General features: G+C 60.7%; 22 protein-coding genes, 2 tRNA genes and 1 pseudogene. 11 read left to right on the top strand and 14 right to left on the bottom strand.

The features are described 5' to 3' along the window. Positions 1–49: 49 nt before the first annotated feature. Positions 50–2,125: pseudogene (locus ACMUVN_RS08235) on the top strand (adenine deaminase). A gap of 108 nt (positions 2,126–2,233) precedes the next feature. Beyond that, positions 2,234–2,524 carry a DUF6074 family protein gene (locus ACMUVN_RS08230; protein ID WP_080759889.1) on the top strand — a complete coding sequence of 97 codons (291 nt, stop codon included), beginning with the start codon at positions 2,234–2,236 and terminating at the stop codon, positions 2,522–2,524. On the opposite strand, the gene ACMUVN_RS08225 is transcribed toward ACMUVN_RS08230, so the two are convergent. The 7 genes from ACMUVN_RS08225 to ACMUVN_RS08195 all read right to left on the bottom strand — a co-directional run bounded on the left by ACMUVN_RS08225 (position 2,497) and on the right by ACMUVN_RS08195 (position 8,375). Next, complete coding sequence (locus ACMUVN_RS08225; RefSeq protein WP_414814987.1) at positions 2,497–3,015, bottom strand: hypothetical protein; 519 nt, start codon at positions 3,013–3,015, stop codon at positions 2,497–2,499. The two genes, ACMUVN_RS08230 and ACMUVN_RS08225, sit on opposite strands and share 28 nt — an antisense overlap. Next, complete coding sequence (locus tag ACMUVN_RS08220; protein WP_097543829.1) at positions 3,012–3,632, bottom strand: hypothetical protein; 621 nt, start codon at positions 3,630–3,632, stop codon at positions 3,012–3,014. The genes ACMUVN_RS08225 and ACMUVN_RS08220 overlap by 4 nt, the downstream gene beginning before the upstream one ends. Beyond that, complete coding sequence (locus ACMUVN_RS08215; protein ID WP_047614741.1) at positions 3,629–4,246, bottom strand: hypothetical protein; 618 nt, start codon at positions 4,244–4,246, stop codon at positions 3,629–3,631. Before ACMUVN_RS08215 ends, ACMUVN_RS08220 begins: the two co-directional genes overlap by 4 nt. Continuing rightward, positions 4,243–5,001 (bottom strand): ABC transporter ATP-binding protein, encoded by a 759-nt coding sequence (locus ACMUVN_RS08210; RefSeq protein WP_097631422.1) that lies wholly within the window; start codon positions 4,999–5,001, stop codon positions 4,243–4,245. The genes ACMUVN_RS08215 and ACMUVN_RS08210 overlap by 4 nt, the downstream gene beginning before the upstream one ends. After that, entirely contained in the window at positions 4,998–6,062 is a 1,065-nt protein-coding gene (locus tag ACMUVN_RS08205; protein ID WP_052213365.1) for a FecCD family ABC transporter permease, read from the bottom strand. The genes ACMUVN_RS08210 and ACMUVN_RS08205 overlap by 4 nt, the downstream gene beginning before the upstream one ends. Before the next feature lie 4 nt (positions 6,063–6,066). Further along, on the bottom strand, positions 6,067–7,170 hold the full coding sequence (locus tag ACMUVN_RS08200) for an ABC transporter substrate-binding protein (RefSeq protein ID WP_206114747.1): 1,104 nt from the start codon (positions 7,168–7,170) through the stop codon (positions 6,067–6,069). A 113-nt stretch (positions 7,171–7,283) separates the two neighbouring features. Then, the gene (locus tag ACMUVN_RS08195; RefSeq protein ID WP_097631420.1) at positions 7,284–8,375 is read right to left on the bottom strand and encodes an alpha/beta hydrolase family esterase; all 1,092 of its coding nucleotides are present in this window, start codon (positions 8,373–8,375) and stop codon (positions 7,284–7,286) included. Positions 8,376–8,632: 257 nt separating this feature from the next. Between ACMUVN_RS08195 and ACMUVN_RS08190 the strand changes: the two genes are divergently transcribed. From ACMUVN_RS08190 to ACMUVN_RS08180, 3 genes are all read left to right on the top strand, one after another. Then, a complete protein-coding gene (locus ACMUVN_RS08190) occupies positions 8,633–8,947 on the top strand; it encodes a PepSY domain-containing protein (RefSeq protein ID WP_063475436.1) in 315 nt (104 codons plus the stop codon). A 36-nt stretch (positions 8,948–8,983) separates the two neighbouring features. Beyond that, a complete protein-coding gene (locus ACMUVN_RS08185; protein WP_097631419.1) occupies positions 8,984–9,595 on the top strand; it encodes a general stress protein in 612 nt (203 codons plus the stop codon). 222 nt (positions 9,596–9,817) lie between these two features. Beyond that, positions 9,818–10,225, top strand: a complete 408-nt coding sequence (locus ACMUVN_RS08180; protein ID WP_047615366.1) for a low affinity iron permease family protein — start codon at positions 9,818–9,820, stop codon at positions 10,223–10,225. On the opposite strand, the gene ACMUVN_RS08175 is transcribed toward ACMUVN_RS08180, so the two are convergent. The 3 genes from ACMUVN_RS08175 to ACMUVN_RS08165 all read right to left on the bottom strand — a co-directional run bounded on the left by ACMUVN_RS08175 (position 10,222) and on the right by ACMUVN_RS08165 (position 13,928). Then, positions 10,222–10,581 (bottom strand): low affinity iron permease family protein, encoded by a 360-nt coding sequence (locus tag ACMUVN_RS08175; protein WP_047614753.1) that lies wholly within the window; start codon positions 10,579–10,581, stop codon positions 10,222–10,224. The two genes, ACMUVN_RS08180 and ACMUVN_RS08175, sit on opposite strands and share 4 nt — an antisense overlap. Before the next feature lie 139 nt (positions 10,582–10,720). Then, entirely contained in the window at positions 10,721–12,838 is a 2,118-nt protein-coding gene (locus ACMUVN_RS08170; protein ID WP_414814986.1) for a catalase, read from the bottom strand. 193 nt (positions 12,839–13,031) lie between these two features. Further along, positions 13,032–13,928, bottom strand: coding sequence for a membrane protein (locus ACMUVN_RS08165; protein ID WP_047614757.1), 897 nt, complete (start codon positions 13,926–13,928; stop codon positions 13,032–13,034). 324 nt (positions 13,929–14,252) lie between these two features. Between ACMUVN_RS08165 and ACMUVN_RS08160 the strand changes: the two genes are divergently transcribed. Further along, complete coding sequence (locus ACMUVN_RS08160; RefSeq protein ID WP_097631459.1) at positions 14,253–14,432, top strand: hypothetical protein; 180 nt, start codon at positions 14,253–14,255, stop codon at positions 14,430–14,432. Positions 14,433–14,700: 268 nt separating this feature from the next. Here the strand turns inward: ACMUVN_RS08160 and ACMUVN_RS08155 are convergent, their stop codons facing one another. Beyond that, positions 14,701–14,955, bottom strand: coding sequence for a hypothetical protein (locus ACMUVN_RS08155; RefSeq protein WP_017991185.1), 255 nt, complete (start codon positions 14,953–14,955; stop codon positions 14,701–14,703). Between the two features lie 136 nt (positions 14,956–15,091). Continuing rightward, a tRNA-Asn gene (locus tag ACMUVN_RS08150) sits at positions 15,092–15,166 on the bottom strand. 117 nt (positions 15,167–15,283) lie between these two features. On the opposite strand from ACMUVN_RS08150, the gene ACMUVN_RS08145 reads away from it, so the two are divergent. Together ACMUVN_RS08145 and ACMUVN_RS08140 are read left to right on the top strand one after the other, a co-directional pair. Next, complete coding sequence (locus ACMUVN_RS08145; RefSeq protein WP_047614760.1) at positions 15,284–15,601, top strand: hypothetical protein; 318 nt, start codon at positions 15,284–15,286, stop codon at positions 15,599–15,601. Positions 15,602–15,697: 96 nt separating this feature from the next. Beyond that, the gene (locus tag ACMUVN_RS08140; RefSeq protein WP_047614762.1) at positions 15,698–16,036 is read left to right on the top strand and encodes a hypothetical protein; all 339 of its coding nucleotides are present in this window, start codon (positions 15,698–15,700) and stop codon (positions 16,034–16,036) included. Here ACMUVN_RS08140 and ACMUVN_RS08135 read toward each other — a convergent pair. Then, positions 16,033–16,371, bottom strand: coding sequence for a KTSC domain-containing protein (locus tag ACMUVN_RS08135; RefSeq protein ID WP_097543836.1), 339 nt, complete (start codon positions 16,369–16,371; stop codon positions 16,033–16,035). The two genes, ACMUVN_RS08140 and ACMUVN_RS08135, sit on opposite strands and share 4 nt — an antisense overlap. A gap of 260 nt (positions 16,372–16,631) precedes the next feature. On the opposite strand from ACMUVN_RS08135, the gene ACMUVN_RS08130 reads away from it, so the two are divergent. Next, positions 16,632–16,705: transfer RNA gene (locus ACMUVN_RS08130), tRNA-Cys, on the top strand. 64 nt (positions 16,706–16,769) lie between these two features. Here the strand turns inward: ACMUVN_RS08130 and ACMUVN_RS08125 are convergent. After that, positions 16,770–17,072 carry a hypothetical protein gene (locus tag ACMUVN_RS08125; protein WP_097630882.1) on the bottom strand — a complete coding sequence of 101 codons (303 nt, stop codon included), beginning with the start codon at positions 17,070–17,072 and terminating at the stop codon, positions 16,770–16,772. A 527-nt stretch (positions 17,073–17,599) separates the two neighbouring features. On the opposite strand from ACMUVN_RS08125, the gene ACMUVN_RS08120 reads away from it, so the two are divergent. Together ACMUVN_RS08120 and ACMUVN_RS08115 are read left to right on the top strand one after the other, a co-directional pair. Beyond that, complete coding sequence (locus tag ACMUVN_RS08120; protein ID WP_414814985.1) at positions 17,600–18,265, top strand: protein-L-isoaspartate O-methyltransferase family protein; 666 nt, start codon at positions 17,600–17,602, stop codon at positions 18,263–18,265. A 276-nt stretch (positions 18,266–18,541) separates the two neighbouring features. Continuing rightward, positions 18,542–19,414 (top strand): DUF2497 domain-containing protein, encoded by an 873-nt coding sequence (locus tag ACMUVN_RS08115; protein WP_063475453.1) that lies wholly within the window; start codon positions 18,542–18,544, stop codon positions 19,412–19,414. Positions 19,415–19,474: the final 60 nt, after the last annotated feature.

Here is a 19,474-nt window from a genome sequence, read left to right as displayed (position 1 = left end):
GGCGTTGATAATCGGGATCATGCCCCTTGGATTTGAGGGATACTATTTTTTGATCGATCGGCTCGCAAGCTCAATACTTGGGCAAATGCGTACTTGCTTGGGGAATTTTCCAAGATCGAACCATCAGTAGCTCTCGGTTGATGACGTCTTGTTGTTGATCGCAAAACGTGTTGCGCCAGCGCTTTACACATTCGCGCGTGGTCTTTACGGTCCGCGGCGGTTCCAGCGTCTCACGGGCATTTCATTCATGGTTACCTCGCGCACCGCACTTCCTGATGACTTGCTGATCAATGCGTCCGACGAGGTTCGGACGCGCCAGGATCTTGTGCTGGCGGCGCTCGGACGCCGGCCCGCCGACAGGCTGCTGCGCGTCGGCAGATTGCTCGATGTCCACACCAGGACATGGCTCGACGATCAGGAGATCGTCATCAAGGGCCGCCGTATCGCCTATGTCGGTCCTGCCGGCAGTTATGTTGGCGAGGTGAACGAGCGCTTTTCCGAGCCGGACCTTGCGGCCGTGCCGGGCTTCGGCGAGGCACACAAACATATCGAAAGCTCCCATCTGACGCCCGAATGGGAGGCGGCGCTGGTAATGCCGCATGGCGTGACCTGGACGTGTGAGGCGAGCCACGAATTTTCCAACGTCAACGGCGCCCGCAACCTGGAATTCTGGCTGGAAGCGCGCCGGCGCGGATCGCCGATGAAAATCTTTCCCCTGCCTGGCTCCGCCGTGCCGCCGACCGCCTACGAGTGGGGTGGCGGCTGGTTCGGTTACGACGAACAGAAGGCCTTCCTGTCCGAAAGCCTGATGGTCGCCGGGCTCGACGAGGTCATGGATTGGCCGTCCATATCCGATCCCGGCAATCCTTCCTACAACAGGCTGTGGGGCATGATCGGCGCCACCTTCGAGCAGCGCGGCGTCGTCGAAGGCCATGGTGCCGGACTGCGCGACATGGCCTCGATCAACGCCTTTGCCGCGGCGGGTCTCGCCTCCGATCACGAAGGCTGGTTTCTCGATGAGATCTGGCAGAAGCTCCTCCACGGTCTATTCATCGAGCTCAGGCCGCATTCCCTGCCGGAGGTCATCCGCGGCCTGATCGACAAGGGACTGACGGACTGGTCGCAGATCGCCCTGGTGACCGACGACCGCAGCGCCTCGGACACGCTGAAAATCGGTGCGACCGACCACAATGTCCGCCTCGCCATCGAAAACGGCCTTGCGCCGGAGATCGCCATCCAATGCGTCACCCTCAATCCGGCGCGCCATATGCGGCTGACGCCGTGGGTCGGATCGATCGCACCGGGCCGCTTCGCCGATATCGTTCTTCTCAGCGACGTCGGCAGCCTGTCGATCGAAAAGGTGTGGGCGGACGGGCGTTCTGTGTCCGAGGGTGCGACCTTCATTGGCGTGCGCCCGGAAATCGACTGGCCGCAATGGGCGACGCGCACCGTGACCATAGACAGGACGGTCACGGCAGACGATTTCCGCATCGAGGCGCCGCCGAACCGGGCCACGGTCAACGCAGCACTTTTGCGGCCGTTTCACTGGCACGACAATTTCATCACCATGGAATTGCCGGTGGAAGATGGCCTCGTGCAGCGGGATCCCGCGCGCAATGTTACCAAGTTCTCGATTGTCGACCGGTTTTCCGGGGAGGCCAAGATCTCCAGGATGTTCTGGCTGGGCACCGGACCGCGCACGCCGGAGACGGCGCTCGCCTCCACGCTCGGGCACGACAAGCACAATATCTGGACGGTCGGTTCGTCGGACGAGGCGATGGCGCTGGCCGTCAATGCCCTGAACGAGCAGCAGGGCGGCTGGGCGCTGGTATCCGGCGGCAAGATTCTCGCCCGCGTCCGCTACGAGGTCGGCGGCCTGATGACGGCCCGTTCGGCCGAAGCGCTCGATGCGGAGATGCAGGCTCTTTATGCGGCCGGTGCCGGGATCGACTGGATGTACGAGCCGACCTTTTCGCCTCGATGGTGGCCGGGCTTTCCCGAACGCCTGTCGTTTGCAACGCTTACCTGCTCACCCTGGCGCTGGGTCCTGGTCGCGCCGTCGGAGCTGGCGCCGGAGGGGTTCGTGAACGTGCTCACAGGCAAGACCCATCCGATTGTCTGGTGACATTGCGGAGCGCCAAAAATCCACCTGATTGATCTTCTGACTGCAGCAATAGAAAGCATTAACCATAGTCCCTTAGATAACGAACAGGATCAAGGGAACCTGTGTTCGATGGCTGATGAAATGACCCACCGCCCCGCCGCTTCCAGTGAAGGCAGGGTGATTGCTTTCCCCTCCGGAACCGGAACTGCCAATATCGAGCGTTGCGCCCGCGAACTCGGCCGACGGCATGGCGCGGATGCGCTGGAATTCTGGAAGGCCGAATGCCGCAGGCTTGCCGATCAGCTTCTGGCGGCCGGGATACCGGAGAGCGACGTCCGTCAGCGGGTAATGTGGTTTCAGGAGGATGTCCAGAACGAACTCGTCCTCAGCCATCAAAAGCGGGCCGTTGCCTCTTCGTAAACTGCCTCTGGCGGCAGCGCCAGCAACCGGTCGGCCATCTCCTGCTTGAGCCAGGCGAGGCGCTCCTCTTCCGCGGGCGTCCGGTTGGTCTTGCGGCCGAGCGTGATGAACTCCTCGCGGACATGGCCGTCACGCAATTGCAGGGTGACGGTTCGTCCGCGATAGCTGAGTTCGAAGACGTAGCGAGCGAGGATGTCGCCGCGCTCCGTCCGGTCGAGCGAGGGGTCGACGCTATAGCGTCCTTCCGTCAGCGCACGCGTCACCATTTCAAAGGCGTCACGCCCGCCGGGACCGCGAAAGGCCGTGCGGATCGAGATTTCGCGGCGCTCCGGTGGTCCATCGACGCTGAGCAGCGGAAAGGCGCGCTCCATCACCTTGAAGGCATGGGCGACACCGCCGGGAAAACCAAAGCCGTGATAGTGCATGATATCGGCAAAGCCGTAGGCAAGCGGCTTGCCGTCTTCGAGAACTTCGATCTTCGCTTCGTTCATCTCGATCTTCCTTTGTCCAATTCCCGGCGCATCCAGGGAAGAAAACCATCCAGGAAACGCGTCGTCGCCGGCATGAAATGCGATCCGTGGTGGAAGCAGGGGTCGAGGCTGGTGATCACCATGCGCCCCGCCGTCGTGACCTCGTCCACATAGAGGATCGGCTTGCCTTCCTCATTCACCGCAAGAACCTCGACGCCCTCGGGTGGATCGAACCAGCCGTGAAGATGCCAGGTCAGGTCGTCCTGCCCGAGATGTTCGAACAGTGAATGGTGCGGGGAGGCGATCCTGACGCCGAGATCGGCGCCCTCGGTCAGCCACCACCACCAGTTCGTCGGCTGAGGCGTGAAATGGATAGCAGGCAGGAACGCCTGCCAGGCCGTCTCGCCGGTCGCGACGATCGTGCCGCCCTGATCGAGATAGTCGCGCAGCTGGGCCGCATGCGGCGCCAACCGGTCCGCCGGTGTGCGGCAGGGAATGAACAGCACCTGGTGTTTGCCGAGTTCGACCGAGGGCAGGTCCTCCGGCCGCACCAGGCTGTCGAAATAATGCCGGTAACGCGGCGCTTCCAGCGTCTCGATATGGTAGTAGGCGCCAGGATGGATCGCGAGCACGCTCATCGGTTCAGTTCCCCCGCCAGCCAGGCGATGGCGCGGCCGGCCAGATGCTTCTGGATGTCGGGGTCGTCTCCGCAACCCCAGAATTCGTTGCCGGCATGCGACAATATCTCTCCGCCCGCCGGCCGCGCCCAGATCCAGTCGATGGGCACCGCAGCCGGTCCCAATGTATTGATCGCGACGGCGCCTGATGGCATCGGATTGTGTCCCCGGCCATAGAACCCGGCGACGCCGCGGTTCGTTTCCAGCATCCTCTGATCGATGCCGGCAAAGACCGGATGATCGAAGCGCCTGATTTGGGCGAAGTCTGACCGCTTCGGCTGCGGCATGGGAATATAGACGCCGAGTTCCGGCAGGATCGGCCGGAGCATATGGCCGTTGAAGATCCACCGGCCGCCGCGATCGAGGAAGGACGCCACCGCCGAGGCATATTTGAGAAAGCCGATCTGATCGAGATGGATGGTGGTGATCAGGCCGCTTGCGGCGGCAAAATGCGCCTCCGCAAGCTCCGTCTCGCGTACCGTCATCAGCTTGCCCTGCGCGGTTGCCTCCGCGAAAGCCGGCGCGCTCAGGGTGAAGGGGTCCTGATAGTGCGACTGGATGAGAAGAATGGTCATGCGGCGCGAATTCCTGCAAAGGCGGGCAGGACCGCCTGATGTCTTTCGCCTGCCGGACCGACAAGCTCGACAACCCGCATCGGCACCCCGTAGAGCCGTTCCAGATGGTCCGGCGTGATCGTCTCCGCGACCGGGCCGAACAGCGATTGACCATCAGGCATCATCAGCAGTGCGTCGTCGGCGGCCGCGAGCGCATGGTTCGGATCATGTGTGGTGAAGGCGATCGCCTTGTCGCGCGGCTCGCGAAGGCTCTTGAGCAGGTCGAGCAGCCGCTCCTGGTTGCGAAGGTCGAGTGCCGCTGCCGGCTCATCGAGGACGATCGCCTGCGAGCCGGTGGCGAGCGCCCGTGCCAGAAGCACGAGCTGCCGTTCGCCGCCGGAAAGCCGGTCGAAGAAATGATCGGCAAAGCGGGCAGCGCCCGCCCGCTCGAGCGCGGCATGGGCAATCTCGAAATCATCAGGTCCCGGCTGTCCGAAGAGGCCGAGATGCGCTGCCCGTCCCATGACGGTGACATCGATGGCGCGGTAGCGCTGGTTGCTGCTTCCGGTCTGCGGGACATAACCGACAATGGCGGGCGCGACGCGGCTGCCTTCGTCCAGCCGTTGAAAACCGAGCAGTGCTTTCAGCGTCGTCGTCTTGCCGCGCCCGTTGGGGCCGAGAATGGCGAGCGACCGCCCGACGGCAACCGAGAAACTGAGACGGTCGAGAATGGTGCGCGTCCCGAACCTGACGACCGCATCCGTCAAGCCGATCATGATCCCGTCCTTTCCCGATAGTGATGACGCAGCAGCGTTGCGAAGATCGGCGCGCCGACGAGGGCGGTAATGACGCCGAGCGGGATCTCCGCCGCCGTCGCCGCGCGGGCGAGCGTATCGATGCAGACCATGAACCCTGCGCCGAGCACGGCGGCCGCCGGCAGCAGCGCGCGGTGATCATGACCGACCAGCAGGCGGGCGGCGTGGGGAATGACGATGCCGATCCAGCCGATGATGCCGGAGACCGCGACCTGGCTGCCGACGATGACGGCGATGAGGCAGAAGACCAGCCATCTCTCGCGTGTCGTATTGGCGCCGAGGCTGCGGGCCTCGGCCTCGTCGAGCGACAGGATGTTGAGCCGGAAACGGAGCATCCACAGGAAGCAGCTTCCGAGGATGAGGCCCGGTGCCGCCACCAACGTGCGTTCCCAGGTGGCGGTCGCAAACGATCCCATCAGCCAGTAGACGATGGCGGGAAGGGATGTGTTGGGATCGGCGATGAATTGCAGCAGCGAGACGACCGCCGAGAACATCGAACTGATGACCAGTCCCGACAGGATCACGGTCACCGTTTCCGACCGGCCGTTGATGCGCGAGAGCAGTCCCACCAGGATGACGGCCGCCATGCCGCAGAAAAACACCATGGCGATCAGCGGAAATCCCCAGATACCGAGCATGATCGCCAGGGCGCCGCCAAAGGCTGCACCCTGGGATATGCCCAATATGTCGGGCGAGACCAGGGGATTTCGAAACACACCCTGAAGGCCGGCGCCCGAGATGGCGAGCCCGGCGCCGGCAAGTGCGGCCAGCACCACGCGCGGCGCCCGCACCAGCAAGACGATGCGTTCGTCGATCCCGGCAAGCTCCCGCGACGGATCGCTGATCCCCTGCCAGATCAGCTCCAGCGCACGTCCTGGCGGCACCGAGAACCGCCCGACGCAGAGGCTGACGGTGAAGGCAATCACCAGCAGCGCCAGCAGCAAGGCGAAAATCAGCGTCTGCCTGGCGAGGTGGATTCGGCGGGCAGCGGGCACCGCCTCGTCCTGCGTCATCGTCGTCATGACATTACCTAGCCTCGAACTGCGCGTAGTCGGCGGAGGCGCCCTGATCCTTCAGCCAAAGGATATTGTCGATATCGCCGTCGGTCAGGTCGTAGTTGTAAAGCGTCTTGTAGGCCGTCTTCATTTCCGCCCGCAGATCGTATCTGAAGATATCGGGATGGAGCAGGTTGGCGGTCCACATCCAGGACAACGGTGATTCCTGGTTCGGCGGATCCCAGCGATAGCCGCCGAGCGGCATCTTGTAGACCCGCTTGGATTTGGCGGCATTGGTCAGGGACAGGATCGGATCCTTATAGACCCAGTCGACGTTCAGCTTGGCCTCAAAAGCATTGAGGAAGATGACGTCGGGGTTCCATTGCGCGATCTGTTCCTTGTTCACCGAGACCGTGCCGTTGAGTTCGGCAGAGGCGTTTTTCCCGCCCGCAAGCGCGATGGACCAGGCATTGTAATTGCCCTTGGTGCCCGATGCGCTGATATCGGACAGCGCGCGGCCGAGATAGAGAACGTTCGGCCTCTTGTCATCGGGAATAACGGTCGCCTTGGCTTCGATATCCTTCTGGACGCGGTCGCGCCATTCCACCAGTTCGCCGATCCGCTCGGGCTTGCCGATCGCCTTCGAAGCCATGGTCATATAGTCGCGGGTCAGCTCTTCCGTGCCGTAGAGGATCAGCATCGTGGTGAGGCCGGCATTGGTGATCGGTGCGACGATATCGGCGCCGCGATCGCCCCACTGGATCACGAGGTCGGGATTGGCGGCGGTCAGCGCCTCGACATTCGGTACGAAATTCGGCGCCGTCACGTCGGAGGGAATATCCTTGGCTTCGGGGAAGATCTTTCCGAGAATCCCTTCGACCACGGCGCTCTTCGCCGTCGGGTTCATGCCGACGAGCCTCCTGGTGCTGCCATCCAGCGCAATGACGGTGGACGCCATCGGGATGACGATCGAGACGACGCGCTCGGCCGCTTTTGCCAGCCGTACCTCGCGGTTCCCCTGATCCTTGAAGACGATCTCTTCGGCAAAAGCTGCCGGTGCAAAAAGCACGGCGGCAAGGGCTGCCGCCGTGCGGCGGCGGCAAGCAGTTGCGATAACAAGCGAAAGCGGAACCATGGTGTCTCCCCGTATAGGCATATGCGATGAGCGCCATTCCTATTCCGCGTATTTAATCTTGTCTACAAATCTCCACTTTAATTAGCGACATGTCGTGGAACCCTCATCGATACCTAGCGCAGCAACCCGGCGGACCGGAGGGCATCTTCAATGACCTTCTGAATACCGCCACGGTCGCTGCCCGCGCCGAATGGATCCGGGGTATTTTCCGGTTGAGCAGCTGAGGGCCTCGCGTCGCGCCGTTTCTCAAACGAGGGAACGAGACCCCAGGACCTGGCAATTTCGACAGTCGAGGAAATTCCTACGTCAAGCATGAAGGGGCCGCTTGCCCCGTAGCCGGTGCCGACATCGAGAGGCGTGCCGTGACCCATGCCGGCAATCGTATAGAGTTCGATCACCTCGCTACCGTGCGGATCGGTCCAGACCTGCCGCTGATGTTGTCCGATATCTTCGATGCGCGCCGGCGATGCGCCGACGCCGTGGACATGTCTCCATTGCTCGATGATCGCATTCGCGTTGGATGCGGCGACGGTTCTGTCTGCGGTCCCCTGCCAGAGTGACAATGTCGGCCACGGGCCTTTGTGTTTTGAAGCGTTTCTCAACCGCAGTTCAAGCTCTTTGCCAGTCGGGCCACCTTGACCGCGCATCCGGTCGAACGCTTCGGGAATGGTCGCGGCACTTGCATATGGCAGGCCTGCGATGATCGCGCCGCCGGCAAAAACCTCGGGATAGGTGGCGAGCATGGCGGCGGCCATGGCGCCGCCGGCCGACAGCCCCGTCACAAACACACGTCTGCCGTCAATACCATGTTCCGCAACGACCTTTGCGATCATCTGGCGAATGGAAAAGACCTCGCCATAATCCCGGCGAATATCCTCCGGGTTGAACCAGTTGAAGCAGAGGTTTGGATTGTTTGCCCTTTGCTGCTCGGGAAACAACAGCGCGAAGCCATAGTCCTCGGCCAATCGCGACCACCCGGATCCTCTATCATAGCCGGCGGCAGTCTGGGTGCAGCCGTGCAGGACAACGACCAGGGCCAAGTTTTTCCCGCGCTTCGACGGCAAATAGGTGTAGCCCCCCAAGGCACCCGGGTTTGTGCCAAACGCGTCCAAGGCGACGAGATCGGAGTTGCCCTGCGTGGGTTGAGTGCGAAGTGTTCCTCGCAGCGCAGCAAGGCGTGCAAGGGTGTCTGACATAGATCTCATGAAACTCTCCGCCAATCAGCAGCCGGGATGGCGGTGATGCCTGACTAAACGCTTCAGCCTACGAAAGGTTGCTGCACTGCACAATGTTTATTTTTGGAACGGCAGCCTTTCCAAGGGCGGGCGCGCTCTTCTGAGGAGCGCACCCGCTAAGTTATTCAGATATCTTATTTTCTTTTAGCAAAACGAGGGAACATACCCGCTTGCACCGGGTTATCAGCGGCAATCTTCCCCATGAAGATATGAACGCGAGGAAACCAATGAAAAAGATTCTACTGACAACGGCTGCCTTCCTGATGGCGGCCACCGTTTCGCTCGCCCAGAGCCAGACACCGACGACAAGCCAGGAAACGCCGGCTGTGGCGACGCCCGATACCAACAACCCGGGCGCGCCTGTCCAAGGCAAGAACAGTTTCACCGAAGACCAGGCCAAGTCGCGGCTTGAGGATGCGGGCTACAGCGCCGTCACCGGTCTCAAGCTTGACGATCAGGGCGTGTGGCGTGCGTCCGCGACCAAGGATGCCAAGCAGGTGCAGGTGGCACTCGATTACCAGGGCAACATCGTCGTCAAGTGACGGCCGCGCCTTTCCTCAACATCGAAGGATAACATTATGAAGACTGTAACAGGACTGTTCGACAACTACGAAGCTGCGAAGTCGGCCGTTGGTGAGCTCGAAGCCGCCGGCATTGCATCGAAGGAAATCAGCATCGTTTCGAATACCGGCGATGGCCGCACCGTCGAGGGGCAGGGCAGTAACGCTGCCGAAGGCGCCGGCACCGGCGCCGGGATCGGCGCTCTCGCAGGCGGTGCCGGCGGTCTGCTCACGGGTCTTGGCATGATCGCCATTCCGGGTGTCGGCCCTGTCGTTGCCGCGGGATGGCTGGTCGCAACGCTGGCCGGAGCAACTGCCGGCGCAGTCGTCGGAGGGGCCGCAGGCGGCGTGGTTGGCGCGCTCGTCAAATCGGGTGTGCCCGAAGAAGACGCCCACGTCTACGCCGAAGGCGTCCGTCGCGGCGGCTCGCTGGTCACAGCCCGCGTCGAGGATGATAGGGCCATGGCGGCCAGAGCGATTCTCGACCGCTCCGAAAGTGTCGACATTGCCGAGCGGCGCGCATCCTATACCAAAAACGGCTGGGAGCGCTTCGACGATACGCTCGACCCCTATACACCGGCCGAAGTGGATGCCGAACGTGGCCGGTATTCGACCGGCCCGCGTATCTGATCTTCTGCGAATAGTTTTGGAAAGCCGGCCTTCACCAGGGCCGGCTTTTTCATGGCGGCGGCTCGACTTGTGAAGGCTGCCAATTCGATGGCAGCTTGCTGGCACAGCAAAGACGGCCGCCCAACTTGATCGGCCTCGGCGGCGCGAGGAACTTCGGCCTGGATATGGAGTTGATGTTGTCGATTGACAGCACTGATGCTGCGATCGAACGAGGCTTTTCAGATGTCGAACAAACCCAACTTCTTCTCTTCCTTTGCAACTGCCGTCGCCGACCTCTCGGGAAAGCCGTTCACCTTTGTCGCGGCTCTGGCGCTTGTGTTCGTCTGGGCGGTGTCGGGCCCGTTTTTCGGCTATTCTGAAACCTGGCAGCTTGTCATCAATACCACCACGACCATCATAACATTCCTGATGGTGTTTGTGTTGCAAAACAGCCAGAACCGTGACGGAAAGGCTTTGCAGGCCAAGCTTGACGAACTCATCCTGACGAGCCAGGCCGCCAACAAATTTGTCGGTATCGAAAAGCTGGAGGAGGGCGAACTCAGGGAAATGAGCAAGACCCTTGCCGAAAAGGCAGAATGCGTCGAGGAAAAAGCGGATGAGAAATCTGCCGCAGAGGCAGCGTCCGCCTAATTCGCGCTCTCTGAGATTTGGCCGTGATGTTGCTGGCGCATTCCCTCGATTGCGTCGGCGTCGTTCTTCTCAGCCGCAATCCAGTGGTTTCCTGCCTTGCTTGAGCGGATCAACTCATCGAGCTTGGCATGGAGTGCCATCATGTCCCGATTCTGGGAGTGCTGCACCAGCAGCAAAATGAAAAATATCGTGAGTGTCCCGAGCATGTTGGTCAGCAGAAACCACTGCCGTGGGAAGGAAATGCTGAGACCCACTGCCGCCCATAGAGCTATGAACGCGATCAGCATGACCGGGACCACACGATGCCCTGCCCATGAGACGGCCAAGTCAGAGATCTGTCGAAAGCGCCAGTGCATACGGCTCTCCACAGCGCGTAAAAGGAAAATAGAGCAGATCGGGACAGCTTCCATCGCCCGGGCTGATAAATAGACGCTGCAAACGACCTAAAACCCGCGTTTCCACGGGTTTTACGTTACGAACATGACGACGAGACGGTCAATTCAATTTGACCGATGGCTCCCGACCCCAGACCCGCAGTTTGCCAAGCGCCTTGATAAAGGCGCTGACATCCTTCGCCGCTCCGAGTGCAATCACGCCCTCATCCAGAGAATCGGCAATGCCGGCTTTTTGCATCAGCGGCAGCGCTGTCTCCACATAGCCGATGAACTTGCAGTGCACGAAGGCATCCGCCACGAAATCGCGGGCCGTTGCCTCCTTCAGCAGATCGCCGGTTCCCTCGGCCGAGGGGAGGAGGGCGACGGCGTCGTAAAGCACCGAAGGTCCGCCGTCGATCATCTGATGCGCCTCGATCCAATTGCCGTCCGAGAGCGTCACGCCGCCGATCTTCGGCGCGATCACTTCGAATGTTGCCTTCTGCTCGGTGATCTCGGCAAGCAGCGCCTTGAAGACAGCGGCATCGCTGCCGTCGCTGACAAGAATGCCGAGCTTGCGTCCTTCGAACCGACCCGGGCCGCGCTCGAAAATGCTGAGCGCCGGCGACGGCTCGAGATCCTGCCGGGTCGGCATGGCCGCGTCGGCAGGCTTCGGCATCGACTTGAATCCGAGGGCGTGGCCGACCTTGCTGGCCAGAGTCTCATCGATGTTCATCAGATGCGAGACCATGCGCTCGCGAATGACCGGCGTTTCGACCTTGCTCAGTTCGAAGATCAGCGCCGCGGCAATATGGCGTTGCTCCGGCGGGGTCTGGCTGATGTAGAACTGCCGGGCCTGGCTGTAATGATCGGCAAAGCTTTCCGGTCGCAGCCGAACCTTGGGACCCTGTTCCTCGGCGGGGAAGTGGCGATAGCCCTGCACCGGCGATTCCCGTGGCCCCTGATTCCAGGAGTTCGGCTGGTAATTGACGCGCCCGACAGGATTGCGCATCGCCATATGGCCATCCTGCTGAAAATTGTGGAAGGGACACTTCGGCGCGTTGATCGGCAGATGTGTGAAATTCGGACCACCCAGACGTTTCAGCTGCGTGTCGAGATAGGAGAAGTTCCGTCCCTGCAGAAGCGGATCGTTGCTGAAGTCGATGCCGGGAGGAACATTCTGCGTCATGAAGGCGACCTGTTCGGTCTCCGCAAAAAAGTTCTCCGGCATTCGGTCGAGAACGAGACGGCCGATCGCTTTGACCGGAAGGATCTCCTCCGGAATGATCTTCGTTGGATCGAGGATGTCGAAGTCGAACGTGTCGGCGAAGTCCTGATCGAAGAGCTGCACGCAGAGTTCCCATTCCGGGAAGGCTCCCGACTGGATCGACTGCCAGAGGTCGCGGCGATGGAAATCCGGATCGGCACCATTGATCTTGACTGCTTCGTTCCAGGCGACGGACTGCAGACCGAGTTTCGGTTTCCAATGAAATTTGACGAAGGTCGACTCATCCGCTGCATTGACGAAGCGGAAGGTATGGACGCCGAAACCCTCCATGAAGCGGAAGGATCGTGGAATGGCGCGGTCCGACATCACCCACATGATCATGTGCATGCTTTCGGGCGTCAGCGTGATGAAATCCCAGAAATTGTCATGCGCCGACTGCGCCTGCGGAAATTCCTTGTCGGGCTCCGGCTTTACCGAATGGATGATGTCGGGAAACTTGATTGCATCCTGAATAAAGAAGACCGGGATATTATTGCCGACCAGATCCCAATTTCCCTGCTGGGTGTAGATCTTCACAGCAAAACCGCGCACGTCGCGCGCCAGATCAAACGAACCCTTGCTGCCGGCGACGGTCGAAAACCGCACGAAAGCCGGTGTTTTTTCGCCGGGCCGCTGGAAAAGATCGGCCCGGGTATAGGCGGCCAGGGATTCGTATGTTTCGAAGTAGCCATGGGCGCCGTAACCGCGGGCATGGACGACCCGTTCGGGGATGCGCTCGTGGTCGAAATGAAAGATCTTCTCGCGGAAGTGGAAGTCATCGATGAGGGCAGGGCCGCGGGCGCCGACGCGAAGCGTATTCTGATCGTCGGACACGGGGCCGCCTTGAGCGGTGGTCAGCACAGGCTTGCCGTCTTCGGCAAACTGATGAAGCTCGCCGCCTGCGCCGCGGTGCAGCTTCTGATCATGGATCGTTGCATTGTCCGAGGGCGAGGTTTTGGACGTGTTCTTGGCCATCTATATTCTCCGGAAAGGGTGACCTAACCGAAGCTCCACAACGGCCACATGTTCCGCTTGATGCGAAATAAACCGCCACTGAGGAGAGAAGCCGCTTCACTGCGGCCGATAACCAGCCACACGAGGCAGGGATAGCCCCAGATAAAAATGGGACGCGGAGCCTTTCGACCTCGCGTCCCCGTTTCGTCCGTCCCTAGGTTCGGGAGGTAACGATAAGATCTTCCTCTTCGTCGCGTTGCGATCCGCCGAAAGCTGCGGCGGCCGCGGCGATGAAAGCCCCGATCAGAAGTGACAACGAGCCGAGCAAGGCCGTTGTGGAGGCCGCCTTGCGTGCCTCATCGGCGGCTTTCTGGGCAGCGACCTTGGCGTCTTCGATGCGCTTCAGGACGGCGTCGACGCGGGTGCGTGCATCGGCTTCGGAAAGGCTGGTGCGCGCAGCGACGATTGTGGCAAGATAGGCCTTGTCGTCATCCGGGATCTGGCCGGCGGCGGCACCGTTGAGGAGAATACGGGAGACCTCAGCCGTTGCCGCAGTATCATCGGATGTCGCGCCTGCTCGGGCCTGTTCAGGACGCAGCAATGCGTCGGTAAAATAGGCGGTGGAGAGATCGACAGGCGATGAAGTCGACGATGCTGCCGTACCGGCGGCAGTGGCGGCCGAACTTACGGCTTGTGCGCCCGCACCGGCAAGCGAAGTCAGCGACGAGGCGAGAAATCCGGCGACGAAGATCGTCGCCAGCGCCCAGCTTATGAAGCCATGCGCCGTGTCACGGAAGAACACCTCGTCAGTGTGGACGGCCGCCCACTTGGTTCGCAGCCGCCCGGTGATATAGCCGCCGAGCCCGGAGGAGAGCCATTGCACGACAACGAGCCAGATCGCTGCCGTGACCCCCACGGTGCCGAGCGAACTGCTTTGCCCCGACCAGGGCGACACCATCGTCAACCCGACCCCGGATCCAAGCAGCAACAGAATGAGGGTCACTCCGATGGCCGCAGCGGCGCCGCCGAAGATAGGCCCCCATGCCATGGCGGATTTGGAGGATTCGACCGGAGTAGCAATCTCTCCGGCACCTGTCATTGAAACCGACATGATCTGTTCCTATCGCATAAACAGAGCAAGAAGGATGATGATCGGCAGTGGAACACCAAGCAGCCAAAGCAAAATACCGCGACCCATGAAAGACCTCCTGTCAGAACCTGACGTTACGTGGTTGATGCCACTCAACTTTGAACCACGGTCTTTGTTCCCGGTCGGCTTGGTCATCGACGATGCTGATAGGAAGCGACAAGAATCTTCCGCATTCGGAACTAACGCAAGCCGGGCAGCGCCCCTATATCTTCAGGCGAAAGGTGATCTGGAAGGGAGAGCAGCGGCTTTCATCGCTCGGTCACGGCCTAAACGGGAGAAGCATCGATGAACAGATTTCGGGCATTTGTCGCAGCCGGCGCAATCAGTCTTGCCGTCATGGCCTCGGCCTGCTCGACGCCGCCGAATTCATATGGCACGGCATCAGGATATCAGTCGGGCGATTCAATGAACCGGGCCTGTGCGGACGGCTTCCGTCCCGGTGACGGCCGTTCGTGTAGCTATTAGAGATAGCCGCCTCTTTGTCGCTTGCGAGAGAGGTGCTGCGTAAGCGGTCATTCCGTTTAGTGACAGCCGCAACGGCAGCGCCGATCGCAGCGTCATCGAACAGTATCGGGCCGAATGCGCCGCCTATTCCGATTCCTATCGCCATGGCGATCGGAGAACTCGACCGATTTGACGCCGACTGGATTGCGGACGATGAACGGCACGAGAGCTTGTGGCAGATCCAGAGGCTGGCCGCGCCGGATTGTCCTTCGACGGCCCATCCATCCCATTACCGTTTTTTCCGGAGATCACCTGGCAAAGCGTCAATGAGTTGATGCACTTTTCCGGTAGCGAACGCGATGTCCTCGCGCGGCAGATGGACTGTTATCTCAATCTCTTCCCACCTGCCGCCATGGTCTTTTGCGAACCTGACGGCGGCTTCCAAAGATGTGAATTGCACGGCCGGTGCGTTGGCGGTCCAGAACTGCACACTGCAGTCCGCCGCACTGTAATCTAAAAATGCTTTTTCGGGATCTAACGCCATGGAGTTTGCTTTACACCGCCGGCGGTTGGTTGGCCAGCGAATGACTACCCGTCGCAAAAAGCGCGTTGTCCGCCGAGGGGGAAGAAAACGCCTGATTTCGGATTTATCAACGAAACAGGCGTTTGCTTGAAAAAAATGGCTCCCCGGGCCGGATTCGAACCGGCGACCTGTCGATTAACAGTCGAATGCTCTACCGCTGAGCTACCAGGGATCACTGCTTGGCGCGGTGTGAGTGGGCTAATACAAACGCTTTCCCGATTTGCCAAGCGGTTTTTTCAAAAAAATGAAATGAACTTGTATTTGGGTTGCCTGCGCCCATCTCTGGGGAATGACAAAAGGGAATGATCGCAGAGAGACGAGGGGCGGCGAAAAGCGCGAGGCGCGGGCAAGGCGCTTCGGCATCGATCATGCCAGCGGCAGGCTTGTGCTCGGCTCCTTCAGCATCGGCTTGCCGCGCTCGCGCATCGCGCGGATGGGGCTCGGCGTAGCTCTCATCTTGTGCGGGTTTCTGGGCTTCCTGCCGATCCTCGGCTTCTGGATGCTGCCGCTTGGCTTCATCGTGCTCTCGCACGATCTGCCGTTTGCGCGCCGGCTTCGGCGTCGGCTGGCGGTCTGGTGGCACAGGCGGGGGAAACCGGCTGGCTGACGGCCGCCCCTGTGAAGGGTTCCGTGGAACGGTGGAGCGCTTTTCGCATTTGTGGTTTATGAAGTGTAAGTGCGCCACAATGGCCCAGGTGACGAAATGAAGCTATTTTTTGTGGTTGTCCTGTCCGCGGCGAGCATGCTCTCCGGCGCTCCCGCCGAGGCCCAGAGTGTCGACAGCGGCGGTTTCGACGCCCGCGGCATCTGCCGCCGGCCCGAAGGCTGCGTGGTCGATCATGGCCAGGGTGGCTATAGCGGACCTCGCAACTATCGCAATTTCAACGGTCGCAACGAGCGCAATGGGGACAATGACCGCGACCGGAACAATCGTCGTTATCGTTCTCAGAACAGAAGCGACAATTTCGCTCCCACAGCCAACCGCCTTGCCGCCGGCCCTGTGATGGAACTGGGCGTGCCGCCTATGCAAATTCGGGTCTAGTTGGATCTGAGTTCGCTTTCCTCGAAAACTCCGCCATGGTCAGGGTCGAGGCTGGTCGCCATCAACAGGCTGCAGGCGGCAAGGAGGAGGACGAGCTTCATGGTGTAAGATGCCACGGAGACCGGTTGTCGACGGCCCTGTGATACGCGAGACGGCGCTATATAATATTTATAATAGAAGTGCGGATCATCCGTTTCCAGCAGGTTCCGATAGACGTGCGGTGGGATATTCGCGTGTTTCACCGGCGTAGAACCGGGAAACTTTACATGGAGATCCCTGGTTTCGGCATCGTATGCGGCATGCATATGCTTAGATTTGAGGGCAGCCCAATCCATCGCAGCTCCTTACCCTCCCGAGGATAATTGAGGCCTGGACGGCGATCGAAGTCAAGCTGCCAATTTGTTTCAAATGCAATCATTGGCAGGAAATGGGGCATCGCGACGGTCATGGAAATTCCAGCCTGCACCCGTGCCGTTCCGGGATCGGAAAATGCCCTTTTCGGTAGAGGTGGAATGGCGTTTTTCCGAAATGCCCTCTTGCGATTTCCTTACGATCATTCTAAACGCTCGCCACGGCTCAGATAACGAGCGCGTGAGGCCTCGTGGCGGAGTGGTGACGCAGAGGACTGCAAATCCTTGTACCCCGGTTCAATTCCGGGCGAGGCCTCCAACATCTTCCCACATGACAAACCCGTCTGAATGCGCCCAAACGATGGGCGCTTCAGGCGCAAATGCTACCAGACCCGCTGGCCAGGCGAAAAATCGAACTGTGACGGATTGATTCCGGTGAGGCGGTAGAGCGCCTTCAGGCCGCCTTTGCGGATTTCCGCCTGATATTGCAGATCGCTCAATTCAGACCGGTCATCGATTTCCGGGCCGTCGCCGAGCAGCCGTCGCATGCCCTGCGGCGAAATGCGGGTGAAACTGCGAATGTCGCCGCTGCTGTATTTGATCAGCAACAGCCGGGCATCAGCGTTGTAGTGAAGCGCTTCTATACCGCGCGATTGGATCAGGAAGCTTTGCATGCGCGCACCCATAGCGGAAGGTGAGGGCGCTGCAACAAAATGGTTGACGTAACGTTAATGTGCGTGCGGTCGCAAAGGGTTGGAACTGTTGGAAAAATGCGCGCACCTGCGGTCGCGCCGCTATTTCAAGTGGAATGGAGCGCATGTCAAAACTGCGTCCGCCAGCTGAGGTTGCCGCAGACGCGATGCGGGGGAGATCGCCGAGCGTAGTTCGGCGCGCTATCGCCTCCAGGTCGTTTCGCCGTCCAGCAGCCCGCAGCAGAATATGCCGACAAGCGCTGCGAGGATGAAGAAATCGAACAGCGTGAAATATTCGAAAATCGCAGACATGGCCTGCTCCTCCCATTTCCTCCGTTGCAGATCATATCATGAAGGGGCAGAAGCTTCCACGCTGGAGTTGCAGCGTCCACTCCGTCTCCTGTGGCGCGGAAGAGGCGTCTGCCGGATTCTTTTCGCCGGCGGCTGCCAAGCCTTGAAAGCATCCGTGGCGGGGATTAAGAGACGAAGGACAGGAACCGCTTTTCAAAGAGCGAGAGGACATGATGGATTTCGAAGCAGCGCGCGTAAAGATGGTCGAAACTCAGGTTCGCACCACGGACGTTACCTCCCATTCCGTGCTGATGGCGCTTCTCACGGTGCCGCGTGAGGCTTTCGTGCCTGAGAAGGCGAAGCTGCTGGCCTATATCGACAACGATGTCGAAATATCAGCCGCCGCACCGGGAAAGCCGGCCCGATTCCTGATGGAGGCGTCGCCGCTCGCCAAGCTGCTGCAGCTCGCCGCGATCACCAAGGATGATTTCGTCCTCGAAGTCGGTTGCGGCACAGGTTACACCTCGGCGCTGCTGTCGATGGTTGCCGGCTCCGTCATCGCGCTCGAATGCGACGAGACGCTGGCCGCCGAGGCGAAGGCCAAGCTTGCCGACTATGCCAAAGTCGAGGTCGTCACCGGCCCGCTCGAAAAAGGTTACGCTGCCGGCGCTCCCTATGATCTGATTTTCGTCAACGGCGCCGTCGAGGAAGTTCCAGCAGCCCTTCTCGGTCAACTGCGCGATGGTGGCCGCCTGATCACGGTCGAGGGTTACGGCAATGCCGCCCGCGCCAAGGTCTTCGTCGCCGAACGCGGCGCGGTTTCGGAAAACGTCTTCTTCAATGCCTCGGTCAAGCCGCTGCCGGGTTTCGCCAAGGCGCGCGAATTCGTTTTCTGACATCGTTCTTGTCGACGAAATTCAACGACGGGCGCCATCGGCGCCCGTTTTTTATGAGCGCCGCTGGAAAGCCTTCACAAACATAATTTATCCTGACGCCGCCACAAAATCACGGCAGGCTTTGCGGGTGGCAAACATTGGGTAACAAAACTGTGCATGGCCGCATTCATTTGATTCGCGATGATTTTTTTCCCGCCTGGGGTATTCTAAGGTCGTGGTGATTCGGATGAATGCTCCACACCATCCGGTCGTTGTTTTGGAATAACGGGGATAGATATGGCTCAGCCAAGTGTAGCGCGTGAACCGTCCATGGAAGAAATTCTGGCCTCCATCCGCCAGATTATCGAAAGCAATGAGCCCGGCGCCGGCAAGGCGATTTCCCCATCCCTGCCGCCGGTCTACGGCGCCGACGAGGATGAGAACAGCTCCGAAATCCATTTGACGGTCGACGACACCTATGCCGGTGTGGAATTCCCCGAACCGGTCATGCGCTCTTCCGATCCGCGTTTTGTCGCCGCCAATTCGGCCGGCACCCCCGAAGCGGAAGTGCCGGCCCGCGCGCTGTCGCTTGCCGATGTCGCCGCCCGCGTGCGCGCTGCCTCCGAGCGCAGCGCCGTGCAGGCCGGTCAGGCACTGCGCGAAATTCCGAGCGGCTTCCGTCAGCCCGAACCGCAGCCGGCCGCAATACCGGAGCCGCCGCGCGCCGTGGCGCCACAACCCCAACCGCAACCCTCACAGCCCTTTTTCCCGGCTGCCGCAGCGCCTGCTCAGCATGCTCCGATCCAGCAGCCGGCCGAGCCGGTGCTGACGGAAGCGCCTGGGGTGGCCGTCGCCGAGCCGGCGCCTGCCGTCGAAACAGCGCCGCCGGCTATGGAGCCTGCTCAGTCGTCGGTCGAGCGTTTCCTGCCGAGCGTTATGGACGAGGTCCAGCCGGCGCTGCTTTCGGAAGATGCCGGCCTGCAGATCAGCCGTTCCTTCGAGGAGCTCGCCGCCGCGATCGACGGTGCTGAACGCCGTTCACTGGACGAAATCGCCGAGGACATGCTGCGCCCGATGCTGCGCGAATGGCTTGATGACAATTTGCCGACACTGGTCGAGCGGTTGGTGCGCGAAGAAATTGAGCGCGTGGCACGCGGCCCGCGCCGCTGATCGGATTGCTTTTTCCTGAAAAGCCGCTCCGGTCTCCGGGGCGGCTTTTTTATTGACTTG

Origin of the sequence: Rhizobium sp. IY2, from assembly GCF_047532935.1 — a bacterium.
Taxonomy (GTDB): domain Bacteria; phylum Pseudomonadota; class Alphaproteobacteria; order Rhizobiales; family Rhizobiaceae; genus Rhizobium; species Rhizobium anhuiense.
The sequence above is the reverse complement of the archived record's forward strand: the minus strand, read 5'-3'. Positions and strand labels throughout refer to the sequence as shown.

Excerpts from the sequence above, each read along its gene's own strand:
- ACMUVN_RS08120 (WP_414814985.1), top strand. The coding sequence starts at position 17,600 with ATGATGGATTTCGAAGCAGCGCGCGTAAAGATGGTCGAAACTCAGGTT.
- ACMUVN_RS08200 (WP_206114747.1), bottom strand. The coding sequence starts at position 7,170 with ATGGTTCCGCTTTCGCTTGTTATCGCAACTGCTTGCCGCCGCCGCACG.
- ACMUVN_RS08115 (WP_063475453.1), top strand. The coding sequence starts at position 18,542 with ATGGCTCAGCCAAGTGTAGCGCGTGAACCGTCCATGGAAGAAATTCTG.
- ACMUVN_RS08125 (WP_097630882.1), bottom strand. The coding sequence starts at position 17,072 with ATGGGTGCGCGCATGCAAAGCTTCCTGATCCAATCGCGCGGTATAGAA.
- ACMUVN_RS08140 (WP_047614762.1), top strand. The coding sequence starts at position 15,698 with ATGAAGCTATTTTTTGTGGTTGTCCTGTCCGCGGCGAGCATGCTCTCC.
- ACMUVN_RS08230 (WP_080759889.1), top strand. The coding sequence starts at position 2,234 with ATGGCTGATGAAATGACCCACCGCCCCGCCGCTTCCAGTGAAGGCAGG.
- ACMUVN_RS08190 (WP_063475436.1), top strand. The coding sequence starts at position 8,633 with ATGAAAAAGATTCTACTGACAACGGCTGCCTTCCTGATGGCGGCCACC.
- ACMUVN_RS08145 (WP_047614760.1), top strand. The coding sequence starts at position 15,284 with ATGACAAAAGGGAATGATCGCAGAGAGACGAGGGGCGGCGAAAAGCGC.
- ACMUVN_RS08180 (WP_047615366.1), top strand. The coding sequence starts at position 9,818 with ATGTCGAACAAACCCAACTTCTTCTCTTCCTTTGCAACTGCCGTCGCC.
- ACMUVN_RS08155 (WP_017991185.1), bottom strand. The coding sequence starts at position 14,955 with ATGGCGTTAGATCCCGAAAAAGCATTTTTAGATTACAGTGCGGCGGAC.
- ACMUVN_RS08160 (WP_097631459.1), top strand. The coding sequence starts at position 14,253 with ATGAACAGATTTCGGGCATTTGTCGCAGCCGGCGCAATCAGTCTTGCC.
- ACMUVN_RS08220 (WP_097543829.1), bottom strand. The coding sequence starts at position 3,632 with ATGAGCGTGCTCGCGATCCATCCTGGCGCCTACTACCATATCGAGACG.
- ACMUVN_RS08170 (WP_414814986.1), bottom strand. The coding sequence starts at position 12,838 with ATGGCCAAGAACACGTCCAAAACCTCGCCCTCGGACAATGCAACGATC.
- ACMUVN_RS08225 (WP_414814987.1), bottom strand. The coding sequence starts at position 3,015 with ATGAACGAAGCGAAGATCGAAGTTCTCGAAGACGGCAAGCCGCTTGCC.
- ACMUVN_RS08215 (WP_047614741.1), bottom strand. The coding sequence starts at position 4,246 with ATGACCATTCTTCTCATCCAGTCGCACTATCAGGACCCCTTCACCCTG.
- ACMUVN_RS08205 (WP_052213365.1), bottom strand. The coding sequence starts at position 6,062 with ATGACGACGATGACGCAGGACGAGGCGGTGCCCGCTGCCCGCCGAATC.
- ACMUVN_RS08210 (WP_097631422.1), bottom strand. The coding sequence starts at position 5,001 with ATGATCGGCTTGACGGATGCGGTCGTCAGGTTCGGGACGCGCACCATT.
- ACMUVN_RS08195 (WP_097631420.1), bottom strand. The coding sequence starts at position 8,375 with ATGAGATCTATGTCAGACACCCTTGCACGCCTTGCTGCGCTGCGAGGA.
- ACMUVN_RS08165 (WP_047614757.1), bottom strand. The coding sequence starts at position 13,928 with ATGTCGGTTTCAATGACAGGTGCCGGAGAGATTGCTACTCCGGTCGAA.
- ACMUVN_RS08185 (WP_097631419.1), top strand. The coding sequence starts at position 8,984 with ATGAAGACTGTAACAGGACTGTTCGACAACTACGAAGCTGCGAAGTCG.
- ACMUVN_RS08175 (WP_047614753.1), bottom strand. The coding sequence starts at position 10,581 with ATGCACTGGCGCTTTCGACAGATCTCTGACTTGGCCGTCTCATGGGCA.
- ACMUVN_RS08135 (WP_097543836.1), bottom strand. The coding sequence starts at position 16,371 with ATGGATTGGGCTGCCCTCAAATCTAAGCATATGCATGCCGCATACGAT.